The following is a 21,902-nucleotide window of genomic DNA, read 5'->3' on the forward strand; positions in this document are numbered from 1 at the left end:
TCAGAACCGCTGCCAGCGGCCCAGGGAGAGCGAGGAGCCGTCCTTCTGCCGGTTGACCAGCAGTTCGCCGCGGGCGCTGATCGAGGCGATGACGACCAGGCCGTACGCGTCGACGGCGAGGGCCGGGGACTCCAGGCACTCCTCGCCGATCTCGGTCCACCACAGTCCGGCGGCCTCGTGCTCCGTGGGGTACGCGGCCAGGGCGGTGCGCCCGCCGACGGTGCGGTGGGCCAGCACCGTGCAGTCGTAGCCGTCGACCACCGCGCGGGCGGCGGCGACGGTCCCGTAGGCCGGTCCGCCGCCGAGGGCCAGCACCCCGGCGCCCTCGCGGTAGCCGAACACCCCGCTGCCGTCGGCCGCGTGCCAGAAGTGGGTGACCCGGCCCGGGGAGGTCTCCAGGACGCAGAGCGAGCCGTCCTGGGCCAGGCAGGGGACGTCCTCCGCCTTGACCAGCGGGCCGCCGGGCGCGCTCTGAGCCCACAGCGAGATGCCCTTCTCGCCCGGGGCGGCGAACCGGACGCGGCCCTCGGCGGTCGAGTCGGCGCAGGCCCCCTCGAAGGTCTTGCTGCCGCGCAGGTCGTCCCACGCGCCCCAGCCGCCCTTCTTGTCCTGGCGCCGTACGTGGACCCCGCGCCCGGCGTTGCGCACGAACACGTGCGGTGCGCCCTGGGCGTCCACGGCGAGGACCGGCGGGCCGCCGCGGTGGGACATGTCGGGCTTGCGGTAGAGGGTGCCCAGCGATTCCCAGGGGCCCATCGGGCGGCCGCTCTGGTACTGCACCGCGTGGTGGTAGGTGACGGTGTCGCCCGGGTCGCCCTCCCCGGCGCGGCGCCTTCGCCGGCCCACGAAGTGCGCGTAGCCGTCGGGGCCTTGGCCCACGGCGAGGTCGGTCAGCTCCTCGGCGGGGAAGAGCTCGGGGCCGCTCCAGCCGGGCCCGCCGGGGGCGCGCTCGGTCCAGCGCAGCAGTCCGTCCTCGGTGCGCGCGTAGGCGGTGAGCCGTCCGTCCTTGCCGGCGAGGAGCCAGCGGCCCCGTACGGGCCCCAGTGCGACGGTGTTCCAGTCACGCGCGGAGGCCGGTGCGGGTGGTCCGGCGGGGCGGCGGGTGGATGTGGGCGAATTGCGCCTGGATCGCGTCGCCATGGACCGCCAGCAACCCTTCCCCTTCACCATTCGAACGGAATCAGGATACCCCGGGGGTCTTCTGGCGCGATCCTGCGTTTATGTTGTTGCCCGCGAGATTCCCCGCATCCCGTTCGGAAGGCCGGTCCCGGGCATGACCTCAGACACCACCGCCACGACGACCCCGACCGAGGGCGACGCGTCCGGCGGGCCCGCCCCGCGCCCGGCCCGTTCGCGCGCCGCCCGGATCCGGCGCGGGCTGGCCTGGACGGCGGCCGTCCTGGTCCTCGGCGGGGCGGGATCGGGATGGTGGCTCTACAGCCACCTCAACGGGAACATCGAAAGCGTCGACCTGGACAAGGCGATCGGCACCGACAACCGGCCGGCCAAGGTCGTCGAGAACGCGCAGAACGTCCTCGTCCTCGGCTCCGATTCGCGTGCCGGGGCCAACGGGGAGCTCGACCACGGCGACGTCAGCGGGGCCCGTTCGGACACCGCGATGCTGGTGCACATACCCGAGGGCCGCGCCAGGGCCACCGCGGTGAGCATCCCGCGCGACACCCTCATCTCCCGGCCCGAGTGCAAGGACAAGGACGGAAGAAACGTTCCGGCGGCGAACCGGGTCATGTTCAACTCCGTCTACTCGGTGGCCGGTCCGGCCTGCGTGGTCAAGACGGTGGAGCAGTTGTCCGGGATCCGCGTGGACCACTTCGTCGAGGTGGACTTCGCAGGGTTCAAGGGCCTGGTGGACGCCCTCGGCGGGGTCACCGTCACCCTCGACCAGCCGATGAGCGGCGCGAAGGGCGGTCTGAAGCTGGACGCGGGCACACACCGCCTCAACGGCACGGACTCGCTGAAGTTCGTCCGTACCCGCTACGGGTACGGCGACGGCAGCGACCTCGGACGCATAGGGCTCCAGCAGCAGTTCATGCTCGCGATGCTGTCCGAGATCAAGAAGCAGGACGCCCTCGGCAACCCGGCCCGGCTCTACAAGCTCGCCGACGCCGGCACCAAGTCGCTGACCACCGACTCCGATCTGGCCTCGCTCACCGCGCTGTCCGACTTCGCGCGGAGCATGAAGGGCGTGGACCCGTCCACCATGGAGACCATCATGCTGCCGGTGGACTACGACAAGGTGGACCGGAACCGGGTCGTCATCGCACAGGAGCAGGCCTCCCTGCTGTGGGAGGCCCTGCGGACCGACCAGAAGATCCCCGCCGCCGCGAAGGACTCCCCCGCCAAGGGCGGCTCGGGCAAGGCCCCGAAGGAACCGAAGGCCTCGCCCTCACCGTCCGCGAGCCAGGATCCCGCCCCCTAGCGGTGCTCGACGCGTACGTCCTCACCGCGGCCGAGCCGGCTGTGGCCGCGGCCGTAGAGGAAGTAGACGACGATGCCGATGACCATCCAGACCACGAACCGGATCCAGGTCTCGGCAGGCAGGTTGAGCATCAGCCAGAGCGAGGCCGCGATCGACAGGATCGGGATCACCGGCACCCAGGGGGTGCGGAAGGACCGGTGCAGGTCGGGGCGGGTCTTGCGCAGGATGATCACGCCGAGGGCAACGAGCACGAAGGCGAACAGGGTGCCGATGTTCACCAGTTCCGCGAGCTTCTCCAGGCTGGTGAAGCCCGCGACGACGGCGATGATCCCGCCGAGCAGGATGGTCGCCCGGTAGGGGGTGCGGTACTTCGGGTGGGTGACGGAGAAGACGCGCGGCAGCAGTCCGTCACGGCTCATCGCGAAGAACACGCGGGTCTGGCCGAGCAGCAGGATCATGCACACGGTGATCAGACCGACCGCCGCCCCGAGACTGATGGCACCGGAGAAGAAGGGCTGGTCCACCGACTTGAAGGCTTCGGCCAGTGGCGCCGTCGGTGACATCTCCGAGTACTTCTGCATACCGGTGACCACCAGTGTCACCGCGACGTACAGCACGGTGCAGACCAGCAGCGAGCCGAGGATGCCGCGGGGCATGTCCCGCTGGGGGTTCTTGGTCTCTTCGGCGGCGGTCGCCACGACGTCGAAGCCGATGAAGGCGAAGAAGATGAGGGAGGCCGCGGTGAAGATGCCCATGACGCCGAAGTTGGTGGGCGCGTAGCCGAAGAGCAGCTGGACCAGTGGCGCGTGCAGGCCGTTGCCCGCCTCCTGCGGCTGGGCCGGAGGGATGAACGGCGTGTAGTTGTCGGCCTTGATGAAGAACAGGCCCGCGACGATGACCAGCAGGACCACGAAGACCTTGATGGCCACCACGACCGCGGTGATCCGCGCCGAGAGCTTCGTCCCGACGACCAGGATCACGGTCAGCACCAGGACCAGCAGGAAGGCCAGCAGGTCGAAGCTTCCTCCGGCGTCGGGCCCGGCGAGGGTCTTGGGCAGGTCCCAGCCGAGGTTGGTGTGCATGAGGTGGCGCACGTACCCGGACCAGCCGACCGCCACGACGGCGGTGCCGAGCGCGAACTCCAGCACCAGGTCCCAGCCGATGATCCAGGCGGGCAGTTCACCGATCGAGGCGTACGAGAAGGTGTACGCCGATCCGGCCACCGGCACGGTGGAGGCGAACTCGGCGTAGCAGAGCGCTGCGAGAGCGCAGACGATGCCCGATGCGACGAAGGCGAGGGCAGTGGCGGGTCCGGCATTGTTGCGGGCTGCGATGCCCGTGAGCACGAAGATGCCGGTGCCGATGATGACGCCCACACCGAAGACCGTCAGGTCCCAGGCGGAGAGCGACTTGCGGAGCGCGTGTTCCGGCTCCTCCGTGTCGCGGATGGACTGCTCCACCGTCTTGGTGCGGAAGACGCTGTTCAGATCCTTGCTCACCGACGCACCTCCGAAAGGTGACGACGCACGAACGGGCCGGGAGGCCCACCCCTTCAAGGGTGATCTCCCGGCCCGTGACGTGCAACCGCGCGGCGATCTAGTCGACGGTGGCGGCCGGCTCGGTGTCGAAGCGCCCGTCCAGCTTCGCCACGAGTCCGGTGACCTGGCGGGCGATGTCCGGAGCGGTCAGGCCGATCTCGGCCATGATCTCCTTGCGCAGCGCGTGGTCGAGGAAGCGCTGCGGGATGCCGAAGTCGCGCAGCGGCACGTCCACGCCCGCGTCGCGCAGGGCCTGCGCGACGGCGGCGCCGACGCCGCCGGTACGGCCGTTGTCCTCGACGGTGACGACCACGCGGTGGCGCTCGGCGAGCGGGGCCATGGCCTCGTCCACCGGCTTCACCCAGCGGGGGTCGACCACGGTCGTCGAGATGCCCTGCTTGTCGAGCAGGTCGGCGATCTCCAGGCACATCGGGGCGAGGGCGCCGACCGAGACGAGCAGTACGTCCGGCCGGGTGACCTCGGCGCCGGGGGCGCGCAGCACGTCCATGCCGCCGATCCTGCCGACGGCCGGGACGGCCGGTCCGACGACGCCCTTGGAGTAGCGCACGACGGTGGGGGCGTCCTTGACCTCGACGGCCTCGCGCAGCTGCGCGCGCAGCTGCTCGGCGTCGCGCGGGGCGGCCAGCCGCAGGCCGGGGACGACCTGGAGGATGGACATGTCCCACATGCCGTTGTGGGAGGCGCCGTCGTCACCGGTGACGCCGGCCCGGTCCAGGACGAAGGTGACCCCGCACTTGTGCAGGGCGACGTCCATCAGGACCTGGTCGAAGGCGCGGTTGAGGAAGGTCGCGTAGACGGCGAAGACCGGGTGGACGCCGCCGCTCGCCAGGCCGGCCGCGGACGTGGCGCCGTGCTGTTCGGCGATGCCCACGTCGTAGATGCGGTTCGGGAAGGCCTCGGCGAACTTGTGGAGTCCGACCGGGTGGAGCATGGCGGCGGTGATGCCGACGATGTCCTCGCGCTCGTGGCCGAGCTTGACCATCTCGTCGGCGAAGACGGAGGTCCAGCTGGCCGCGGCCGTCTTCACCGGCAGACCGGTGTCCGGGTGGATCACGCCGACCGCGTGGAAACGATCCGCCTCGTGCTCCAGGGCCGGGGTGTAGCCCCGTCCCTTCTGAGTGAGGCAGTGCACGATGACCGGGCCGCTGAAGCGCTTGGCGCGCGTCAGGGCGGACTCCAGGGCCTCGATGTCGTGGCCGTCGATGGGGCCGATGTACTTCAGGCCGAGGTCCTCGAACATGCCCTGCGGGGCGATGAAGTCCTTGAGGCCCTTCTTGGCGCCGTGCAGGGTCTCGTACAGCGGCTTCCCGACGACCGGGGTGCGCTCCAGGAGGTCCTTGCCGCGGGCCAGGAAGCGCTCGTAGCCGTCCGTGGTGCGCAGGGTCGCGAGATGGTTCGCGAGGCCGCCGATGGTGGGGCCGTACGAACGCTCGTTGTCGTTGACGACGATGACCAGCGGGCGGTCCTTGGCGGCGGCGATGTTGTTCAGCGCTTCCCAGGCCATGCCGCCCGTCAGCGCGCCGTCGCCGATGACGGCGGCGACGTGGTGGTCCTCGCGGCCGAGCACCTCGTTGGCCTTGGCGAAGCCGTCGGCCCAGCCCAGCACCGTGGAGGCGTGCGAGTTCTCGATCACGTCGTGCTCGGACTCGGCGCGGGAGGGGTAACCGGACAGGCCGCCCTTGCTGCGCAGGTCGGAGAAGTCCTGGCGGCCCGTGAGCAGCTTGTGGACGTAGGCCTGGTGGCCGGTGTCGAAGAGGACCTTGTCCTTGGGCGATTCGAAGACCCGGTGCAGGGCGATCGTCAGTTCGACCACGCCGAGGTTGGGGCCGAGGTGCCCGCCGGTCTTGGAGACGGCGTCGACGAGGAAGGACCTGATCTCGGCCGCGAGCTGGTTGAGCTCCTCCTGGCCGAGCCGGTCCAGATCGCGCGGTCCCTTGATGCGGGTCAGCAGCACCCGTGCCTCCTTGCAGTTGCTTGCTGGTCTGTCGAGTCTAATGTTCCGCCCGCGAGGGCGGTCATCGGGCGGTACCGCGAGGGTCACACCTTTGTCATACCTGTACACCTCATCCGGGAATCACACCTCCCAAACGGGCGTATATCCGTACAGTCGTGCGTATCGATCTACGCACAGGTGCCCGGTGCCACACGAAGTGGCACCGGGCACTGTGACGGGTCTTACCGTCCCGCGTGGCCCCGGGGGGCCCGCGGTCAGGCGCGTCCTGCGGTCTTCTGGGTCTTGCGCGTCACCGAGTCGATGACGACCGTGGCCAGCAGTACGGCACCGGTGATCATGTACTGGATGGGCGTCGCGATCCCCTCCAGGGCCAGACCGTACTGGATGGAGGTGATGACCATGACGCCGAGGAGGGCGTTCCAGGTCCGGCCCCGGCCGCCGAAGAGGCTGGTGCCGCCGATGACGGCCGCCGCGATGACGTTCATCAGCAGGTCACCGGCGCCGGCGCTCTGGTTGGCCGCCGCGATCTTGGAGGCCCAGAAGAGCCCGCCGACGGCGGCGAAGGTGCCGGCGATGGAGAACACGGCGATGCGGATCCCGGCCACGTTGATGCCCGCGCGGCGGGAGGCCTCGACGCTGCCGCCGAGGGCGAAGACGTTGCGGCCGAAGGTGGTGCGGCGCAGCAGGAAGTCCGTGCCGACCAGCGCCAGCACGAAGAGCACCACCGCGAGCGGCAGGCCCTTGTACTGGTTGAACACGGCGGCGGGCCCGAAGGTGAAGAGCGCGAGCACGCCGGTGCGCAGCAGGATCTCGGTCAGCGGCCGCGAGGGGACCCCGGCGGCCTCCCTGCGGCGGTTGTCGAAGAAGGTGGCGAGGAAGTACGCCGCCACGGCGAGCGCCGCGAGACCGTAACCGGCCGCCACGTCCGAGAAGTAGTACGTGGTCAGCTGCCCGACCACGCCGTCGGGGTCGAGGTTGATGGTGCCGTTGCTGCCGAGGATCTGCAGCATCGCGCCCGACCAGAACAGCAGGCCGGACAGGGTGACCGCGAAGGCCGGGGCTCCGATCTTGGCGAAGAAGAAGCCGTGGATGGCGCCGATGAGGGCGCCGCCGGCGACGGCGGCGAGGATCGCGAGCCACTCGTTCACGCCGTGGGTGACGGCGAGGACGGCGACGATCGCACCCGAGACACCGCTGACGGATCCGACGGAGAGGTCGATCTCGCCGAGCAGCAGCACGAAGATGATGCCGACGGCCATCATGCCGGTGGCGACCATCGTGATCGCGATGTTGGTGAGGTTCTCCGGGGAGAGGAAGTTCGAGTTCAGGCTCTGGAAGATGCTCCAGATGACGATCAGCCCGAGGACGACCGGGAGGGAGCCCAGGTCGCCGGCCTTCAGCTTGCGCCCGAACTCGTTGAGGTAGCCGCTCAGGCCCTGCTCGCGCACGAGCAGGCGGGGGTCCACGGCGGGGATGGCGTCCGCCGCCGCTGCCGGGTTGACCGGGTCGACGTGCTGCTGCGTCCCCTTGTCGAGGGGATCGGCGGCAGGCTGGTGGGTGCTCACTTGCGGGCCTCCCCGGTACGGGCCGCCCGGCGGGTCACGGCGTTGTCCGTGGCCCCGGTGATGGCGGAGATGATCTCTTCCTGCGAGGTGTCGGCGACGTTGAAGACACCGTTGTTGCGGCCCAGCCGCAGCACCGCCACCTTGTCGGCGACGGCCTTCACATCGGCCATGTTGTGGCTGATGAGGATGACGGCGTGGCCGCGCTCGCGCAGCCGCTCCACCAGGTCGAGGACCTGTGCGGTCTGCTCGACGCCGAGGGCGGCGGTGGGCTCGTCGAGGATGACGAGCCGGGGCTCGCCGAGCATCGAACGGGCGATCGCCACGGTCTGGCGCTGGCCGCCCGAGAGCGAGGCGATGGGGATCCGGACACTGGGGATCCGGATGGACAGGGTGGTCAGGAGCTCGCGGGCGCGGCGCTCCATCTCCACCTCGTCGAGGACGCCGAAGCGCTTGAGCTCACGGCCGAGGAAGAGGTTGCCGACGACGTCGATGTTGTCGCACAGCGCGAGGTCCTGGTAGACCGTCGCGATGCCCAGGTTCTGGGCGTCGTGGGGCTTTCCGATGGAGACCGGGCGGCCGTCCCACTCGATGACGCCGTCATCGATGGGGTGCACGCCGGCGATCGTCTTGACCAGCGTGGACTTGCCGGCGCCGTTGTCGCCGACCAGGGCGACCACCTCACCGGAGTGGATTTCGAGTTCTACGTCGGTCAGGGCCTGAACGGCGCCGAACCGCTTCGAAACCCCTCGCAACGCCAGCACGGGCGCAGCGGACACATGAACCATCTCCTTCGCCGCCTGACCGGCGGGGATGTCGTGCAAAAGAGCAGGAGCGGGGCGGATGGGGGACACGGAAAGAAGGTGAATCGTTTCTGCCCAGCGCCCCGCGGGTGGCGGGATGAAGGTGCGGGGCGCCGGGCAGGCGCGGGGCGTCTCGCTGGAGGAGACGTTTCTTCACACGGGCGTTCGCGCGGGGGGCCTCGGAGGACCTCCTCGGGGCCCCTCGGGAGCCCCGGCGGACGGTCCTACTTCAGGCCGAGGGTGGCGCAGGCGGCCGCGTACTTGTCGGTGCAGATCTCTTCGACCGTGTAGACGCCGTCCTTGACGACGGTGTCCTTGATGTTGCTCTTGGTGAGCGAGACGACCGGGATCAGCACGGACGGCACGGCCTTGGTGGTCGGGCTGTCGATGTTGTTGTTGATGATCCCGTCGATCTTCTCGCCCTTGGCGAGGGCGACGGCCATCTCCGCGGCGGCCGAGGCCTCCGGGGCGTACGGCTTGTAGACGCTCATGAACTGCTCGCCCGCCACGATGCGCTGCACACCGGCGAGTTCGGCGTCCTGGCCGGTGACCGGGGGCAGGGGGGAGAGCCCGGCGGCCTTGAGGGCGGTGATGATGCCGCCGGCCATGCCGTCGTTGGCGGAGTAGACGCCGGTCACCTTGTCCTTGCCGAGCGCGGAGAGCGCGCCCGCCATGTTGGTGTTGGCGTTCTCCGGCTTCCACTCCTTGGTGTCGTACTCCTTGCCGATGGTCACCTTGCCGTCGAGGACGGAGTGCGCGCCCTTCTTGAACAGCGCGGCGTTCGGGTCGGTGACGGAGCCGTTCATCATGACGATCTGGCCGTCCTTGGCCTTGTCGCCCAGGGCCTCCAGGAGCGCCTTGCCCTGGACCTTGCCGACCTCTTCGTTGTCGAAGGAGGTGTAGGCGTCGATCGGGCCCTCGGCCAGGCGGTCGTAGGCGACGACCGGAATGCCGGCGTCCTTGGCCTTCTTGACCGCGCCCGCGATGGCCTTGGCGTCGACCGCGTCGACGATCAGGACGTTCACCTTGTTGGTGATCATCGTGTCGACCTGCGAGTTCTGCGTGGTCGCGTCCTGCTTGGCGTTGGCGTAGACGACCTCGGCCTTGCCGCCGGTCAGGTCCTTGACCTTCTTCTCGATCAGCGGCTTGTCGAACTTCTCGTAGCGCGCGGTCTGGTTCTCCGGCAGGAGCAGACCGACCTTGATCGCGTCACCGACGGCGGCGCCCGAGGCCTTCTTCTCCCCGCCCGCCTCCTTGGCACTGCCACAGGCGGCCAGCGAGACGGCCATGGCACCGGCGGCGACGGCTACGGCGGCTCTGCGCATACGCGTGTTCATTGGTTGAACCTCCCTGACGAGGCCGCAACACCGCGGCCGAGGTGGGTGTGAGTCAACCCCGGCCGCGAGTTTGCCGTCAAGGAGTGAATCCTTAACGAGATGACAACGGTGCCATCCGTTATCTAACTGAAGACATGAGCGCGGGAGCGCGCACTCCGATCCCATTTTCCGCCAAAAGCGTCGAATCACCCATCTCGCTGAGTACGAGGGCCAGCGCGCCGAGCACTTCCGCACGGCTGCCCAGCGACCCCGTCAGCACCGACAACTGCCGGGCCGCGCTGGGGATGGCGTACCTCCCCACGGATTCGCGGATCGGAGCCAGCACGAGCTCTCCCGCCTCGGCCAGCGAGCCCCCCAGCACCACCCTGCTCGGGTTCAGGAGGTTGCAGAGGCTGGCCACCCCGCTGCCGACGTGCCGGCCGACGTCACTGATGACCCGGCGGCAGCCCGGATCGCCCTCGCGGGCCAGCTCGACCACCCGCTCCATCGTCAACTCCGGGCCGTGACTGCCCTGGAGCAGCGGCAGCACGTAGCGGGCGGCGGCGAAGGTCTCCAGGCAGCCGCGGTTGCCGCAGCGGCAGACCGGACCGGACTCGTCCAGGGTGATGTGCCCGATCTCCCCGGCGGTGCCGCCCGGTCCCCGGTAGATCTGCCCGTTGATCACCAGGCCCGCGCCCACGCCGCTGGCCACCTTGATGTACGCCAGGTCCTTGACCCCCCGGCCGCTCCCCCACACGAGTTCGCCGAGCGCCCCGAGGTTCGCGTCGTTGTCCACGTAGACGGGCACGCCGAGGCGCTGCGAGAGTTCCCGGCGCGGGTTGATCCCGGCCCAGCCCGGCAGGATCGCGGTCGACCCCAGGGTGCCCGACTCCACGTCGATGGGACCGGGGACGCCGAGCCCGACGCCGATGACCTTGTCCCGGCCCACGCCCACGCCCTCGATCAGGCGGCCGACCAGCGCCTCCGCCCGGTCGAACCCGTCCACCCAGGAGGCGTCCACGTCCAGCGGCTCGGACTCCTCCGCCAGGACCTGGTGCGCGAGGTTGCCGACGGCCACCCGCAGGTGGGTGTGGCCGAAGTCCACGCCGATCACGATGCCCGCGTCCCCGCTGAGCGAGACGCTGCGGGCCCGGCGGCCGCCGGCCGAGGTGTCCGTGACCTCTACGGTCCCGGCCTCTTTGAGCTCACGGACGATGTTGGAGACCGTGGCCGCCGACAGTCCGGTGGTGCGGGCGATCTCCGCCTGGGTCAGCGAACCCGCGAGGCGCACGGCCCGCACGACGCGTTCGAGGTTCGCGCGATGCAGCGAGGACTGCGATCCGGGAGTCTGCACGACTCATCCACTCCTGCCCTTAAGCGACGGCCAGCCGTCGCCCCCCGGCCGGTCGTCGCGGCTGCGCGCTCCGAGACCCCGGCATCTCTCCAACTTGTGAACCTTAAGTCGAGCCTTTGGGTATCCGGACGTCAAGAGGCTGACGCAGCACGAATCGGACACCAGTGGCCAAAAGGAGGAAACAGCGGCCTCCTGGATCGTGCTACGGTCGCTGAGGCGCCGGTCCTCTGCGGCCTTTCCGGCCGGACCTGGCGCCCTGTGATGACGGCGCTACGCAAGGAGGTGTTCGGGATGAGTCCCGATCGAAGTCTTTGCAGCGCTCGTGTCGGCTGACCCGTTGATCAGCTGACCTCCACCTGAACGCGCACGGCGGTGCTCCGCCGTCTGCGTGCATCCTTTCATTCCTTCCGCATGCCCTGCACCTCGTGACGGGCTGCGTCATCCATGCCCCTCGGCGCATCCGCGGCCTTCCGTGCCCCCGTGCGCCGCGCCACGACCACTCCACGTGACCGGCCGGCTCCGCGCCGCCCGGACACCGTGGAGGGAGGTAGTCGTCATGACGATGCTCACCCCTCGTTCCCCCACGAAGCTCGCCCCGCCGGGCCGCTCCCGCCGCGAGCGCAAGGCCTCCGAGCTGGAAGCCGCGACCCGCCTCGTCGGCGAGCGGCTCGTCGGCATCAGCTCCCGCCCCGTCGTCCGGGTCCTCCAGGACGCGGACACCTCGTACAACGGCCTCACCCACGACGAGGCGGCGCTTCGCCTGCAGCGGCACGGCGCCAACACCGTCGCCCACGAGCGCGCCCCGCACTGGTCCGCCCAGCTCGCGAAGGCGTTCTGGAACCCCTTCATCGGCGTACTGGTCTTCCTGGCCGCCGTCATGTTCTGGCAGGATCCCGCGGACCCCGGCGTCATCATCCTCTCCGTGATGGTGGGGCTCAGCGGGCTGCTGCGCTTCTGGCAGGAGTACCGCTCGGGCCGGGCCGCCGAGGCGCTGAAGAAGCTCGTCACCACCACCTGCGCGGTGCAGCGCCGGGCCGGCAGCGGCTCGGGCCCCACCACCTTCGAGGTGCCCATGGACCAGGTGGTCCCGGGCGACCTGGTCAAGCTGGCCGCCGGCGATCTGATCCCGGCCGACCTGCGGATCCTCACCTCGAAGGACCTGATGGTCTCCCAGGCCGCGCTCTCCGGCGAGTCGCTGCCGGTGGCCAAGGCCGACACCCGCGCCGAGGACCTCGGCCAGCACGCCACCACCGACCCGGTCGAGGCCGACAACCTCTGCCTGATGGGCACCTCCGTCACCTCCGGCACCGCGACCGGCGTGGTCGTCGCCACCGGCGCCGACACCTACTTCGGCTCGATGGCCGGCTCGCTGGTCGGCGAGCGCCCGCAGACCAACTTCGACAACGGCGTGCGCCGGGTCAGCTTCCTGCTGATCCGCTTCATGCTGGTGATGGTCCCCGTCGTCTTCATGATCAACGGCTTCACCAAGGGCGACTGGAACGAAGCTTTCCTCTTCGGTATCGCCGTCGCGGTGGGCCTGACCCCCGAGATGCTGCCGATGGTGGTCTCCGCCAACCTGGCGCGCGGCGCGGTGGCCATGTCCAAGCGGAAGGTCGTCGTCAAGCGGCTCAACGCGATCCAGAACCTGGGCGCGATGGACGTCCTGTGCACCGACAAGACCGGCACCCTCACCGAGGACCGCATCGTCCTGGACCGCTACCTGGACGTCCACGGCAACGAGGACGGCGAGGTCCTGGAGTACGGCTACCTCAACGCCCACTTCCAGACCGGCCTGAGGAACCTGATGGACCGGGCGGTCATCAACCGCGTGGACGAGGCCGAGGAGGTTGTCGTCGACGCACGGTTCTCGATGGTCGACGAGATCCCCTTCGACTTCGCCCGGCGCCGGATGTCCGTGGTCCTGAACCGCAACAGCGTGCTCGGCGCCGGCGGCCGCGCCGAGCACGTGATGATCACCAAGGGTGCGGTCGAGGAGGTCCTCGACCTGTGCACCCACATGAGGGACCGCGGCGAGAAGGTCGAACTGACCGATCAGCTGCGGTGGCACGTCACCCGGATCGCCGAGGACAACAACCGGCGGGGCCTGCGGGTCCTGGCCGTCGCCACCCGTACGGTCGCCGCCCCGCGCGACACCTACTCCGTGGCCGACGAGGACGGTCTGACCCTGGTCGGCTTCCTCGCCTTCCTCGACCCGCCGAAGGCCTCCGCGGCCGCGGCCCTGCGCGGCCTGGCCGACAAGGGCATCGCCGTGAAGGTGGTCACCGGCGACAACGAGCTGGTGGCGGCCCGGGTCTGCGCCGACGTCGGCATCGAGGTGGGCCACGTGGTCGCGGGCGCCGAGCTGGACGGCCTCGACGAGGTGGCGCTGCGCGCGCTGGCCGCCCGTACGACGGTCTTCGCCAAGGTCAACCCCGTCCAGAAGGCCCGTATCGTGCGGGCGCTGCAGGCCGAGGGGCACACGGTCGGCTTCCTCGGGGACGGGATCAACGACGCGGCGGCGCTGCGCGACGCCGACGTCGGCATCTCGGTCGACACCGCCGTCGACATCGCCAAGGAGTCGGCGGACATCATCCTGCTGGAGAAGGACCTGACCGTCCTGGAGCAGGGTGTCGTCCAGGGCCGGACCACCTTCGGCAACACCATCAAGTACATCAAGATGACGGCCTCGTCGAACTTCGGCAACGTCTTCTCGGTGCTGGTGGCCAGCGCCTTCATCCCCTTCCAGCCGATGCTCGCGATCATGCTGCTGGTGCAGAACCTGGTCTACGACATCGCCCAGCTGGCCACCCCGTGGGACCGGATGGACGAGGAGTACCTGCGCAAGCCGCGGAACTGGGACGCCAAGGGCATCTTCCGTTTCATGGTGACCATCGGGCCCATCAGCTCGATCTTCGACATCGCCATGTTCCTGATCATGTGGAACGTCTTCGCCGCCGACAACGAGGCCGCCCAGTCGCTCTTCCAGTCCGGCTGGTTCGTCGAGGGCCTGCTCTCGCAGACGCTGGTCGTCCACATGATCCGTACCCGCAAGATCCCCTTCCTCCAGTCGCGGGCCTCCTGGCCGGTGATGGTGATGACCGTCCTCGCGGTGCTGACCGGGCTCTGGCTGCCCTTCTCCCCGCTGGCTCCCTCGCTGGGCTTCGTGGCCCTGCCGGCGAGCTACTTCCCCTGGCTGATCGTCGTGCTCCTCGCGTACTGCACGCTCACCCAGCTGGTGAAGACCTGGTACATCCGCACCTTCAAGACCTGGCTGTAGGAAGGGGGCGGGCCGATGACCCTGCTCACGGAATGGGAGATGGCCGGTCACCTGGCGGCCGCGCTCGGGTTCGGGGCGGTCATCGGCCTGGAACGGCAGTGGCGGGCCCGGTTGGCGGGCCTGCGCACCAACGCACTGGTGGCGGGCGGGGCCGCGCTGTTCGTGCTGCTCTCGCAGTACGGGTTCCTCGGCGCGGTCTCCGAGGTGGACTACGACGGCTCGCGGGTCGCCGCCCAGATCGTCTCCGGGATCGGTTTCCTGGGCGCCGGGGTGATCATGCGGGACGGGCTGAGCGTCCGGGGCCTGAACACGGCGGCCACCCTGTGGTGCTCGGCGGCCGTGGGCTGCCTGGCCGGGGTGGGCCTGTTCGTGCTGGCCGCCTTCGGCACGGCGGGCGTGGTGGGGGCGAACCTCCTGTTGCGCCCGCTGGGCCGGCGGCTCGACCGGGAGCCGCGCGGCGGGGCCGAGGTGGCCGTCGACTACCACTTCGAGGCGGTCTGCCTGGAGGCGGAGGAGGCCCACGTCCGCCACCGGGTGGCCGACGCCCTGGGCCGGCCCGGGTACCAGCTGCGGGAGATCCGCAGCCAGGACGGCCCGGTGCCGGGGCGGGTGACGGTGTCGGCGCTGCTGACCGCCGAGGGCGAGGGGTGCCGGGCGCTGGAGGAGGCGGTCAGCAACCTCTCCCTCGACCCCTCGGTCTCGGCGGTCAGCTGGTCGGTGGTACCCGATCCCGCACGCTGACGAGGGGACCTACTTGAGCGTGGCGGAGGTCAGTCCGGCCTGGATCTGGCGCTGGAAGGACAGGTAGACCACCACCATCGGGATGATCGCGATGGTCACGCCGGCGAACAGCACCGGCAGGTCCGTCTCGTACCCCATCTGCTGCTGGAGCTGGATCAGACCCTGGGTGAGCAGGTAGCGCTCGGGGTCCGAGCCGCTCTGGGGCTGCATCAGCACGGAGGGCAGGATGTACTGGTTCCACTGCCCCAGGACATTGAATATCCCGACGCTGATCAGGCCGGGCTTGGCCATCGGCAGCATCACCTGGAAGAAGATCCGGGTGTCGGAGGCCCCGTCGATCACCGCCGCCTCGTGCACCGCCGTCGGCAGGGTGCGGAAGAAGGAGTGCATGAAGAAGACCGTGAAGGGCATCGAGTAGGCGACGTACACCAGGACCAGCCCCTGGTAGCTGTTGAGCATGTCGAGCCGCTTGACCATGAAGAACAGCGGTACGAGCGCCAGGAAGACGGGGAACATGGCCCCGCTGACGAAGAAGTAGTAGATGAGGCGGTTCCCCCGGAAGGGGTACCGGGCCAGCACGTACGCGGCCATCGAGCCGAGCAGCATCGTCAGCGGTACCGAGAACACCATCACGATCATCGTGTTGGCGAAGTAGTCGCCGATGCCCTTGTCCCAGGCGCGGGCGAAGGCGTCGAGGTGCCAGTTGGAGGGCCAGCCGAGGGCCGATCCGCCGATCTGGGAGTCGGTCTTGAAGGAGCCGAGCATCAGCCAGAACAGCGGCAGGACGATCAGTATCGCCCAGACGGCCAGGAAGCTGTGGGAGAAGACGTTGAGCGCCATGCCGTCGGAGCGGCGGTTCTGGCCCTCCCCGGTCCGGCGGCCGCCGCCCCCGGACCGTTCCGCCGCGGCCTCGCCGGGCGCCTTGATCACTGTGGTCATGGTGTCTCCCGCTCAGAACTCGATGCGCTCGCGGCGGGTGGCGCGCAGCGTGACAAGGGAAAGGATCATGGTGAGGACCAGCATGACCACGCCCATGGCGCAGGCGTAGCCGCTCTTGCCGAAGTAGAGGAAGTTGCGCATCAGCACGGTCGCCATGACCTCGCTGTGGTGGTCCGGCCCTCCGCCGAACTGGCCGGAGGTCATCGTCGACACCAGGACGAACATGTCCATCGCGGCAATGCCCAGGTAGACCGCCGAGGTCTGTACGGAGTCCCAGAGCAGGGGCAGCGTGACCTTGACGAAGGTCTGGGCCCGGCCGGCGCCGTCCAGCAGGGCGGCCTCGTAGATGTCCTTGGGAATGGACTGCATGGCCGCGGAGAAGAGCACCAGGTAGAAGCCGACGCCGTGCCAGACGACCACGAGCAGCAGGCACCAGAGCACCAGGTCCGGCTCGTTGAGCCATTCGACCGGGTGCGCCGGGTCGACGAGGCCGAGGCGGATGAGGAAGCCGTTGAGCAGCCCGCCCTCGTCGCTGCGGTACACGGCGCCGAACAGAACCGCAAGGATGGCGAGGGAGAGGACCTGCGGGAAGAAGTAGACGATCTTGTAGAAGGCGGAGCCCCGGACGCCCCTGACACCGCCCGCCCCGCTGCGCCCTCCCACGTTCACCATGAAGGCGAAGAAGAGGGCGAGCAGGATGGTCAGCGCCGGGACGAACAGCAGGAGCAGCAGGTTGTGCCACAGGGCGCCGAGGAAGACCTCGTCCTTCATCAGGGCCGTGTAGTTGTCCAGGCCGACGAAGCCGAACGTCGGCGACTGGCCGGACCAGTTGGTGAAGGAATAGCCGAACGTCTGGACGTACGGCCAGATGACGAAGGTCAGGTACAGCGCGAGGGGCAGGACGAGGAAACCGGCGATGAAGCCGACCCGCCGTCTGCTCGTGGCTACTTGGCTCATGGGTGTCCGTCCCTGGGACGCGGTGTCAGCTGCGGTGGTTGTTCTTGGCGCTCGGGTCCTTGGCGGCCTTGTCCACCGCGGCCTGGGCCCGCTTGATCCACTCCTTTGGCTGGATCCGCTTGGCCATCAGCTCGTTGGACGCGTCCTGGATCTCGGTGTCCATCGCGCTGTACCAGTCGGGGTACAGGAAATTGAAGGTGTTGTCCCCGGCCGCCTTGAGCGCCGTCACCGCCGACTGGGTGCCCGGCCGCAGTTTGACGTTGGGGTCGACGCCGTCCTTGACCACGGTGAGCGAGTTGGCCTGCTGGGCGAAGAGCGTGGACCACTCGCGGGAGAGCATCGAGCGGACGAACTCCAGGCCGCCCGCCTTGTTGGCGGCCTTCTCCGGGACGATGAAGGGTTCGCCCGCACCCGCCCGGATGGCCTCGAAGGACAGCTTGCTGTCGGCCAGCGGCGGCACCGGCAGGAACTGCATGTCGAAGTCGCCGGGGGTCTGCTTGAGCTGCTCGTTCTCCAGCCAGGAGCCCGAGGGGATGAAGGCCGCCTTGTACTGGTTCCAGGCGGTCTGCGACTCCGTGTGGGTGAGGCCGTTGGTGCCCGGCATCAGCAGGTCCTTCTCGACGACCTCGTACACGGCCTCGATCGCGGCGAGGGCGGCGGCGCTGCCCTCGAAGGCGTTCGGCTCCAGGTTGTCGATGGCCTTCATGGCCTCCAGACCGCCCTTCTTGGCGATCAGGTCCATGATGACGACGTTGATGTAGTACGGGTACTTGCCCTGGTGGGCGAGGCCGCCGAGGCCGGCGTCCTTGGCCTTCTTGCAGACGTCGAGGAACTCGTCCCAGGTCTTGGGCGCCGTCCAGCCCTTCTCCTTGAAGAGCTTGCCGGAGTACCAGAAGCCGAACACCGTGTAGACGTAGTTGAGCGCGACGAACTTGCCGCCCTGCATGCCCTGCTCGACGGTGCCCGCGATCAGCGTGTCCCGGACCTTCTTGGAGGGGTCGTCGAGCGAGGGGGCGTCGAGCACCGGGGCGAGGTCGGCGAGCTGGCCGCCCTTGGCGAGGACGTCCAGCTTGATCTTCTGGGCGCCGGAGTCGTCGACGACGTCCGGCGGGGTGCCGCCGTTGAAGCGCGTCTGCAGCTTTCCGGTGATCTCCTGGGTGCCCAGGTGGCTGCTGGTGGTGCCCCATTTCTTGTCGAAGGCGGCCTCCCAGGCCTTCGCGTAGTCGTCGCCGAAGCCGCCCTTGAAGACGACGACGTCGAGCTTGCCGCCCTTGGCGACGCCGAAGGGGTTCTCCTTGGTCACCGGCGCCTTGTCCGGGCCCTTGGTGGAGCCGTCCTCACCGCCGGAGGCGCAGGCGGACAGGAAGCTCATCGTCGGTACCGTGATCAGTCCGAGTGCGGCCGAGCGCTTGATCAGATCGCGGCGGCCGAGGCCCTCACCAGTGGATCCCATGCTCATGTCCTCGCCTTCGTCAGAAGTGTGAAGGAGGCCGGAAAACACGGCTGTTGCCGTGCATGCGGACGCACCGCAGGTCCCCGCCCGTCCCCCGGTCCGGAGCCGCTCGTGCCGCGGTGGGCCGGACGCGCACAGGTATAGTCCACTTCCGTTCATGTGAGCAAGATCATGCGCACGGTTGTCCGTCAGCTTTTCCGAGTTGAGACCTCCCCGAAACCTGGCTTCCGGCCAAATAAGCGAAAGGGCCGTACCCCCGTGTCGGGGATACGGCCCTTCGGTGCCGCCCGAGTCGGCGGCCGCAGCGCCTAGCCGCGGATGAGGTTCCGCAGGACGTACTGCATGATGCCGCCGTTGCGGTAGTAGTCGGCCTCACCCGGCGTGTCGATGCGGACGACCGCGTCGAACTCCACACCGGTGTCGGTGGTGACCTTGACCGTGCGCGGGGTGGTGCCGGCGTTCAGCTCCTCCACACCGGTGAAGGAGAAGGTCTCCTCGCCGGTGAGGCCCAGGGAGGCCGCGGTGGCGCCCTCGGGGAACTGCAGGGGCAGGACGCCCATGCCGATCAGGTTGGAGCGGTGGATGCGCTCGTAGGACTCGGCGATGACGGCCTTGACGCCGAGCAGCGCGGTGCCCTTGGCGGCCCAGTCGCGGGACGAGCCCGAGCCGTACTCCTTGCCCGCCAGGATGACCAGCGGGATGCCGGCGGCCTGGTAGTTCTGCGAGGCGTCGTAGATGAACGCGACCGGCGCGCCCTCGACGGTGAAGTCGCGGGTGAAGCCGCCCTCGGTGCCCGGCGCGATCTGGTTGCGCAGGCGGATGTTGGCGAAGGTACCGCGGATCATGACCTCGTGGTTGCCGCGGCGGGAACCGTACGAGTTGAAGTCGCGGCGCTCGACGCCGTGCTCCGTGAGGTACTTGCCTGCCGGGGTGTCGGCCTTGATCGCACCCGCCGGGGAGATGTGGTCGGTGGTGACCGAGTCGCCCAGCTTCGCCAGCACGCGGGCGCCGGCGATGTCGGAGACCGGGGTGGTCTCCATCGTCATGCCCTCGAAGTAGGGGGGCTTGCGGACGTAGGTGGACTGCGGGTCCCACTCGAAGGTGTTGCCCGTCGGGATCGACAGCGCCTGCCACTGGGCGTCGCCCGCGAAGACGTCCTGGTAGGACTTGCTGAACATGTCCTCGCCGATGGCGTTCGCCACGACGTCGTTGACCTCGGCCTCGGAGGGCCAGATGTCCGCGAGGAAGACCGGCTTGCCCTCGGTGTCGGTGCCGATGGCGTCCTTGGTGATGTCCACCTTCATGGAGCCCGCGATGGCGTACGCGACGACCAGCGGCGGGGAGGCCAGGTAGTTCATCTTGACGTCGGGGTTGATGCGGCCCTCGAAGTTGCGGTTGCCCGAGAGGACCGAGGTGACCGCGAGGTCGTGCTCGTTGATCGCCTTCGAGATCTCCTCGTCCAGCGGACCGGAGTTGCCGATGCAGGTGGTGCAGCCGTACCCGACGAGGTTGAAGCCCATCTTGTCGAGGTACGGGGTCAGGCCGGCCTTGTCGAAGTAGTCGGTGACGACCTTCGAGCCCGGGGCCAGGGTGGTCTTGACCCACGGCTTGCGGGCGAGACCCTTCTCGACCGCCTTCTTGGCCACGAGCGCCGCGGCGACCATGACGTAGGGGTTCGAGGTGTTGGTGCAGGAGGTGATCGCGGCGACGGTGACGGCGCCGTGGTCGATCTCGAAGGAGGTGCCGTCGGCCAGGGTGACCTGGGTCGGGCGGGTCGGCACGCCGTTGACGGAGGCCGGGGCGTCGGAGGCCGGGAAGGACTCCTTGCCCGCCTCGTCGGCGTCGTCCACGTAGTTGCGGACGTCCAGGGCGAACTGCTGGGAGGCGTTCGCGAGGACGATGCGGTCCTGCGGGCGCTTCGGGCCGGCGATGGAGGGGACGACCATGGAGAGGTCGAGCTCCAGCTTCTCGGAGAAGTCCGGCTCGGCGGCCGGGTCCAGCCACAGGCCCTGCTCCTTGGCGTACGCCTCGACCAGGGCGACCTGCTGGGCGTCGCGGCCCGTCAGGCGCAGGTACTTCAGCGTCTCGTCGTCGATCGGGAAGATCGCGGCGGTGGAGCCGAACTCCGGCGACATGTTGCCGATGGTGGCGCGGTTCGCGAGCGAGGTGGCGGCGACGCCCTCACCGTAGAACTCGACGAACTTGCCGACGACGCCGTGCTTGCGCAGCATCTCGGTGATGGTCAGCACGAGGTCGGTGGCGGTGGTGCCGGTCGGCAGCTCGCCGGTCAGCTTGAAGCCGACGACGCGCGGGATCAGCATGGAGACCGGCTGGCCGAGCATCGCGGCCTCGGCCTCGATGCCGCCGACGCCCCAGCCCAGCACGCCCAGGCCGTTGACCATGGTGGTGTGCGAGTCGGTGCCGACGAGGGTGTCGGGGTACGCCTGGCCACCCCGGACCATGACGGTGCGGGCCAGGTGCTCGATGTTGACCTGGTGGACGATGCCGGTGCCCGGGGGGACGACCTTGAAGTCGTCGAAGGCGGTCTGGCCCCAGCGCAGGAACTGGTAGCGCTCCTTGTTGCGGCCGTACTCCAGCTCGACGTTCTGCGCGAAGGCGTCCTTCGTGCCGAACTTGTCGGCGATGACCGAGTGGTCGATGACCATCTCGGCGGGCGAGAGCGGGTTGATCTTCGCCGGGTCGCCGCCGAGGGCCTTCACGGCCTCGCGCATGGTGGCGAGGTCCACGACGCAGGGGACGCCGGTGAAGTCCTGCATGATCACGCGAGCCGGCGTGAACTGGATCTCCTCGCTGGGCTGGGCCTGCGAGTCCCAGTTGCCGAGCGACCGGATGTGGTCGGCGGTGATGTTCGCGCCGTCCTCGGTACGGAGCAGGTTCTCCAGAAGGACCTTCAGGCTGTAGGGAAGGCGGGCGGCGCCTTCGACCTTGTCCAGCCGGAAGATCTCGTACGACTCGTCGCCCACCTGCAGCGTGCTGCGGGCGTCGAAGCTGTTCGCCGACACGACAGTCTCCTTCATGCATGATTTCGCGCGTATTACCGCAATCCTGCCGCGAGGCACTCCGGCCAATCCGCTAAGGTAAGGCTCAGTTAGGTAACCCTTACCGGCGGGACGGCTGCGGTACGTCTTGGGCAGATATCTCGATGTCGAGATAACTCTAGTACATGAGAGGGGTCCGGGACGAGGCGCGCACCCGCAGCCCCGCCGGGACCGTCAGTCGGCCAGTCGATTCCGCATGTCCGGATTCGATCAGCTTGACCAGGGACGAAACCGCCGATTCGGCGATCCGCTCCGGATCGGGGGTGACGGTGGTCACGGAGGGTTCGTTCTCGGCGTACCCCGGATCCCCACTGGCGCACACCAGCAGCGGCCCGGCCTCCGCCGGGCCTCCACCAGGAATCCGGATGCCGTGGCGCGCGGCGGCGGCCGGTGCCAGCGTCGGCGTCGGCGTCGGCGTCGGCGTCGGCGTCGGCGTCGGCGTCGGGGAGGACGCGGGGCCCGGGAAGGGGATGCGCACGCGGCCATCGTAC

General features: G+C 69.1%; 15 protein-coding genes. 3 read left to right on the forward strand and 12 right to left on the reverse strand.

Annotated elements, in window-relative coordinates:
- Positions 1-1,140, reverse strand: a complete 1,140-nt coding sequence (locus OG295_RS07425) for a hypothetical protein (protein WP_371676155.1) — start codon at positions 1,138-1,140, stop codon at positions 1-3.
- A gap of 133 nt (positions 1,141-1,273) precedes the next feature.
- Between OG295_RS07425 and OG295_RS07430 the strand changes: the two genes are divergently transcribed.
- On the forward strand, positions 1,274-2,437 hold the full coding sequence (locus tag OG295_RS07430; protein WP_371676156.1) for an LCP family protein: 1,164 nt from the start codon (positions 1,274-1,276) through the stop codon (positions 2,435-2,437).
- Here the strand turns inward: OG295_RS07430 and OG295_RS07435 are convergent.
- The 6 genes from OG295_RS07435 to OG295_RS07460 form a co-directional block, all read right to left on the reverse strand.
- On the reverse strand, positions 2,434-3,936 hold the full coding sequence (locus tag OG295_RS07435; protein ID WP_371676157.1) for an amino acid permease: 1,503 nt from the start codon (positions 3,934-3,936) through the stop codon (positions 2,434-2,436). The genes OG295_RS07430 and OG295_RS07435 overlap by 4 nt on opposite strands.
- Positions 3,937-4,033: 97 nt before the next feature.
- Positions 4,034-5,950 carry a 1-deoxy-D-xylulose-5-phosphate synthase gene (gene dxs / locus OG295_RS07440; protein WP_371676158.1) on the reverse strand — a complete coding sequence of 639 codons (1,917 nt, stop codon included), beginning with the start codon at positions 5,948-5,950 and terminating at the stop codon, positions 4,034-4,036.
- A gap of 254 nt (positions 5,951-6,204) precedes the next feature.
- Positions 6,205-7,515, reverse strand: a complete 1,311-nt coding sequence (locus tag OG295_RS07445) for a sugar ABC transporter permease (protein WP_371676159.1) — start codon at positions 7,513-7,515, stop codon at positions 6,205-6,207.
- Entirely contained in the window at positions 7,512-8,300 is a 789-nt protein-coding gene (locus OG295_RS07450; protein ID WP_266844108.1) for an ATP-binding cassette domain-containing protein, read from the reverse strand. Before OG295_RS07450 ends, OG295_RS07445 begins: the two co-directional genes overlap by 4 nt.
- 239 nt (positions 8,301-8,539) lie before the next feature.
- Entirely contained in the window at positions 8,540-9,652 is a 1,113-nt protein-coding gene (locus OG295_RS07455; RefSeq protein WP_371676160.1) for a sugar ABC transporter substrate-binding protein, read from the reverse strand.
- A 118-nt stretch (positions 9,653-9,770) separates the two neighbouring features.
- Entirely contained in the window at positions 9,771-10,985 is a 1,215-nt protein-coding gene (locus OG295_RS07460; RefSeq protein ID WP_371676161.1) for an ROK family protein, read from the reverse strand.
- A gap of 556 nt (positions 10,986-11,541) precedes the next feature.
- On the opposite strand from OG295_RS07460, the gene mgtA reads away from it, so the two are divergent.
- The gene (gene mgtA / locus OG295_RS07465) at positions 11,542-14,262 is read left to right on the forward strand and encodes a magnesium-translocating P-type ATPase (protein ID WP_371676162.1); all 2,721 of its coding nucleotides are present in this window, start codon (positions 11,542-11,544) and stop codon (positions 14,260-14,262) included.
- A gap of 15 nt (positions 14,263-14,277) precedes the next feature.
- A complete protein-coding gene (locus OG295_RS07470) occupies positions 14,278-15,003 on the forward strand; it encodes an MgtC/SapB family protein (RefSeq protein ID WP_371676163.1) in 726 nt (241 codons plus the stop codon).
- A gap of 9 nt (positions 15,004-15,012) precedes the next feature.
- Here OG295_RS07470 and OG295_RS07475 read toward each other — a convergent pair whose 3' ends face one another.
- The 5 genes from OG295_RS07475 to OG295_RS07495 form a co-directional block, all read right to left on the reverse strand.
- Complete coding sequence (locus OG295_RS07475) at positions 15,013-15,942, reverse strand: carbohydrate ABC transporter permease (RefSeq protein ID WP_371676164.1); 930 nt, start codon at positions 15,940-15,942, stop codon at positions 15,013-15,015.
- Between the two features lie 12 nt (positions 15,943-15,954).
- A complete protein-coding gene (locus OG295_RS07480) occupies positions 15,955-16,899 on the reverse strand; it encodes a carbohydrate ABC transporter permease (protein ID WP_371676165.1) in 945 nt (314 codons plus the stop codon).
- A 25-nt stretch (positions 16,900-16,924) separates the two neighbouring features.
- Positions 16,925-18,352, reverse strand: a complete 1,428-nt coding sequence (gene ngcE / locus OG295_RS07485) for an N-acetylglucosamine/diacetylchitobiose ABC transporter substrate-binding protein (RefSeq protein WP_371676166.1) — start codon at positions 18,350-18,352, stop codon at positions 16,925-16,927.
- Positions 18,353-18,660: 308 nt separating this feature from the next.
- The gene (gene acnA / locus OG295_RS07490; RefSeq protein ID WP_371676167.1) at positions 18,661-21,390 is read right to left on the reverse strand and encodes an aconitate hydratase AcnA; all 2,730 of its coding nucleotides are present in this window, start codon (positions 21,388-21,390) and stop codon (positions 18,661-18,663) included.
- Positions 21,391-21,529: 139 nt separating this feature from the next.
- Entirely contained in the window at positions 21,530-21,889 is a 360-nt protein-coding gene (locus OG295_RS07495; RefSeq protein ID WP_371676168.1) for a substrate-binding domain-containing protein, read from the reverse strand.
- Positions 21,890-21,902 lie beyond the last annotated feature (13 nt).

The sequence above is a fragment of the Streptomyces sp. NBC_01276 genome (assembly GCF_041435355.1).
In the GTDB taxonomy this organism is placed as follows: Bacteria; Actinomycetota; Actinomycetes; order Streptomycetales; family Streptomycetaceae; genus Streptomyces.

Excerpts from the sequence above, each read along its gene's own strand:
- OG295_RS07425 (WP_371676155.1), bottom strand. The coding sequence starts at position 1,140 with ATGGCGACGCGATCCAGGCGCAATTCGCCCACATCCACCCGCCGCCCC.
- OG295_RS07430 (WP_371676156.1), top strand. The coding sequence starts at position 1,274 with ATGACCTCAGACACCACCGCCACGACGACCCCGACCGAGGGCGACGCG.
- OG295_RS07450 (WP_266844108.1), bottom strand. The coding sequence starts at position 8,300 with ATGGTTCATGTGTCCGCTGCGCCCGTGCTGGCGTTGCGAGGGGTTTCG.
- OG295_RS07455 (WP_371676160.1), bottom strand. The coding sequence starts at position 9,652 with ATGAACACGCGTATGCGCAGAGCCGCCGTAGCCGTCGCCGCCGGTGCC.
- mgtA (WP_371676162.1), top strand. The coding sequence starts at position 11,542 with ATGACGATGCTCACCCCTCGTTCCCCCACGAAGCTCGCCCCGCCGGGC.
- OG295_RS07470 (WP_371676163.1), top strand. The coding sequence starts at position 14,278 with ATGACCCTGCTCACGGAATGGGAGATGGCCGGTCACCTGGCGGCCGCG.
- OG295_RS07475 (WP_371676164.1), bottom strand. The coding sequence starts at position 15,942 with ATGACCACAGTGATCAAGGCGCCCGGCGAGGCCGCGGCGGAACGGTCC.
- OG295_RS07480 (WP_371676165.1), bottom strand. The coding sequence starts at position 16,899 with ATGAGCCAAGTAGCCACGAGCAGACGGCGGGTCGGCTTCATCGCCGGT.
- ngcE (WP_371676166.1), bottom strand. The coding sequence starts at position 18,352 with ATGGGATCCACTGGTGAGGGCCTCGGCCGCCGCGATCTGATCAAGCGC.
- acnA (WP_371676167.1), bottom strand. The coding sequence starts at position 21,390 with ATGAAGGAGACTGTCGTGTCGGCGAACAGCTTCGACGCCCGCAGCACG.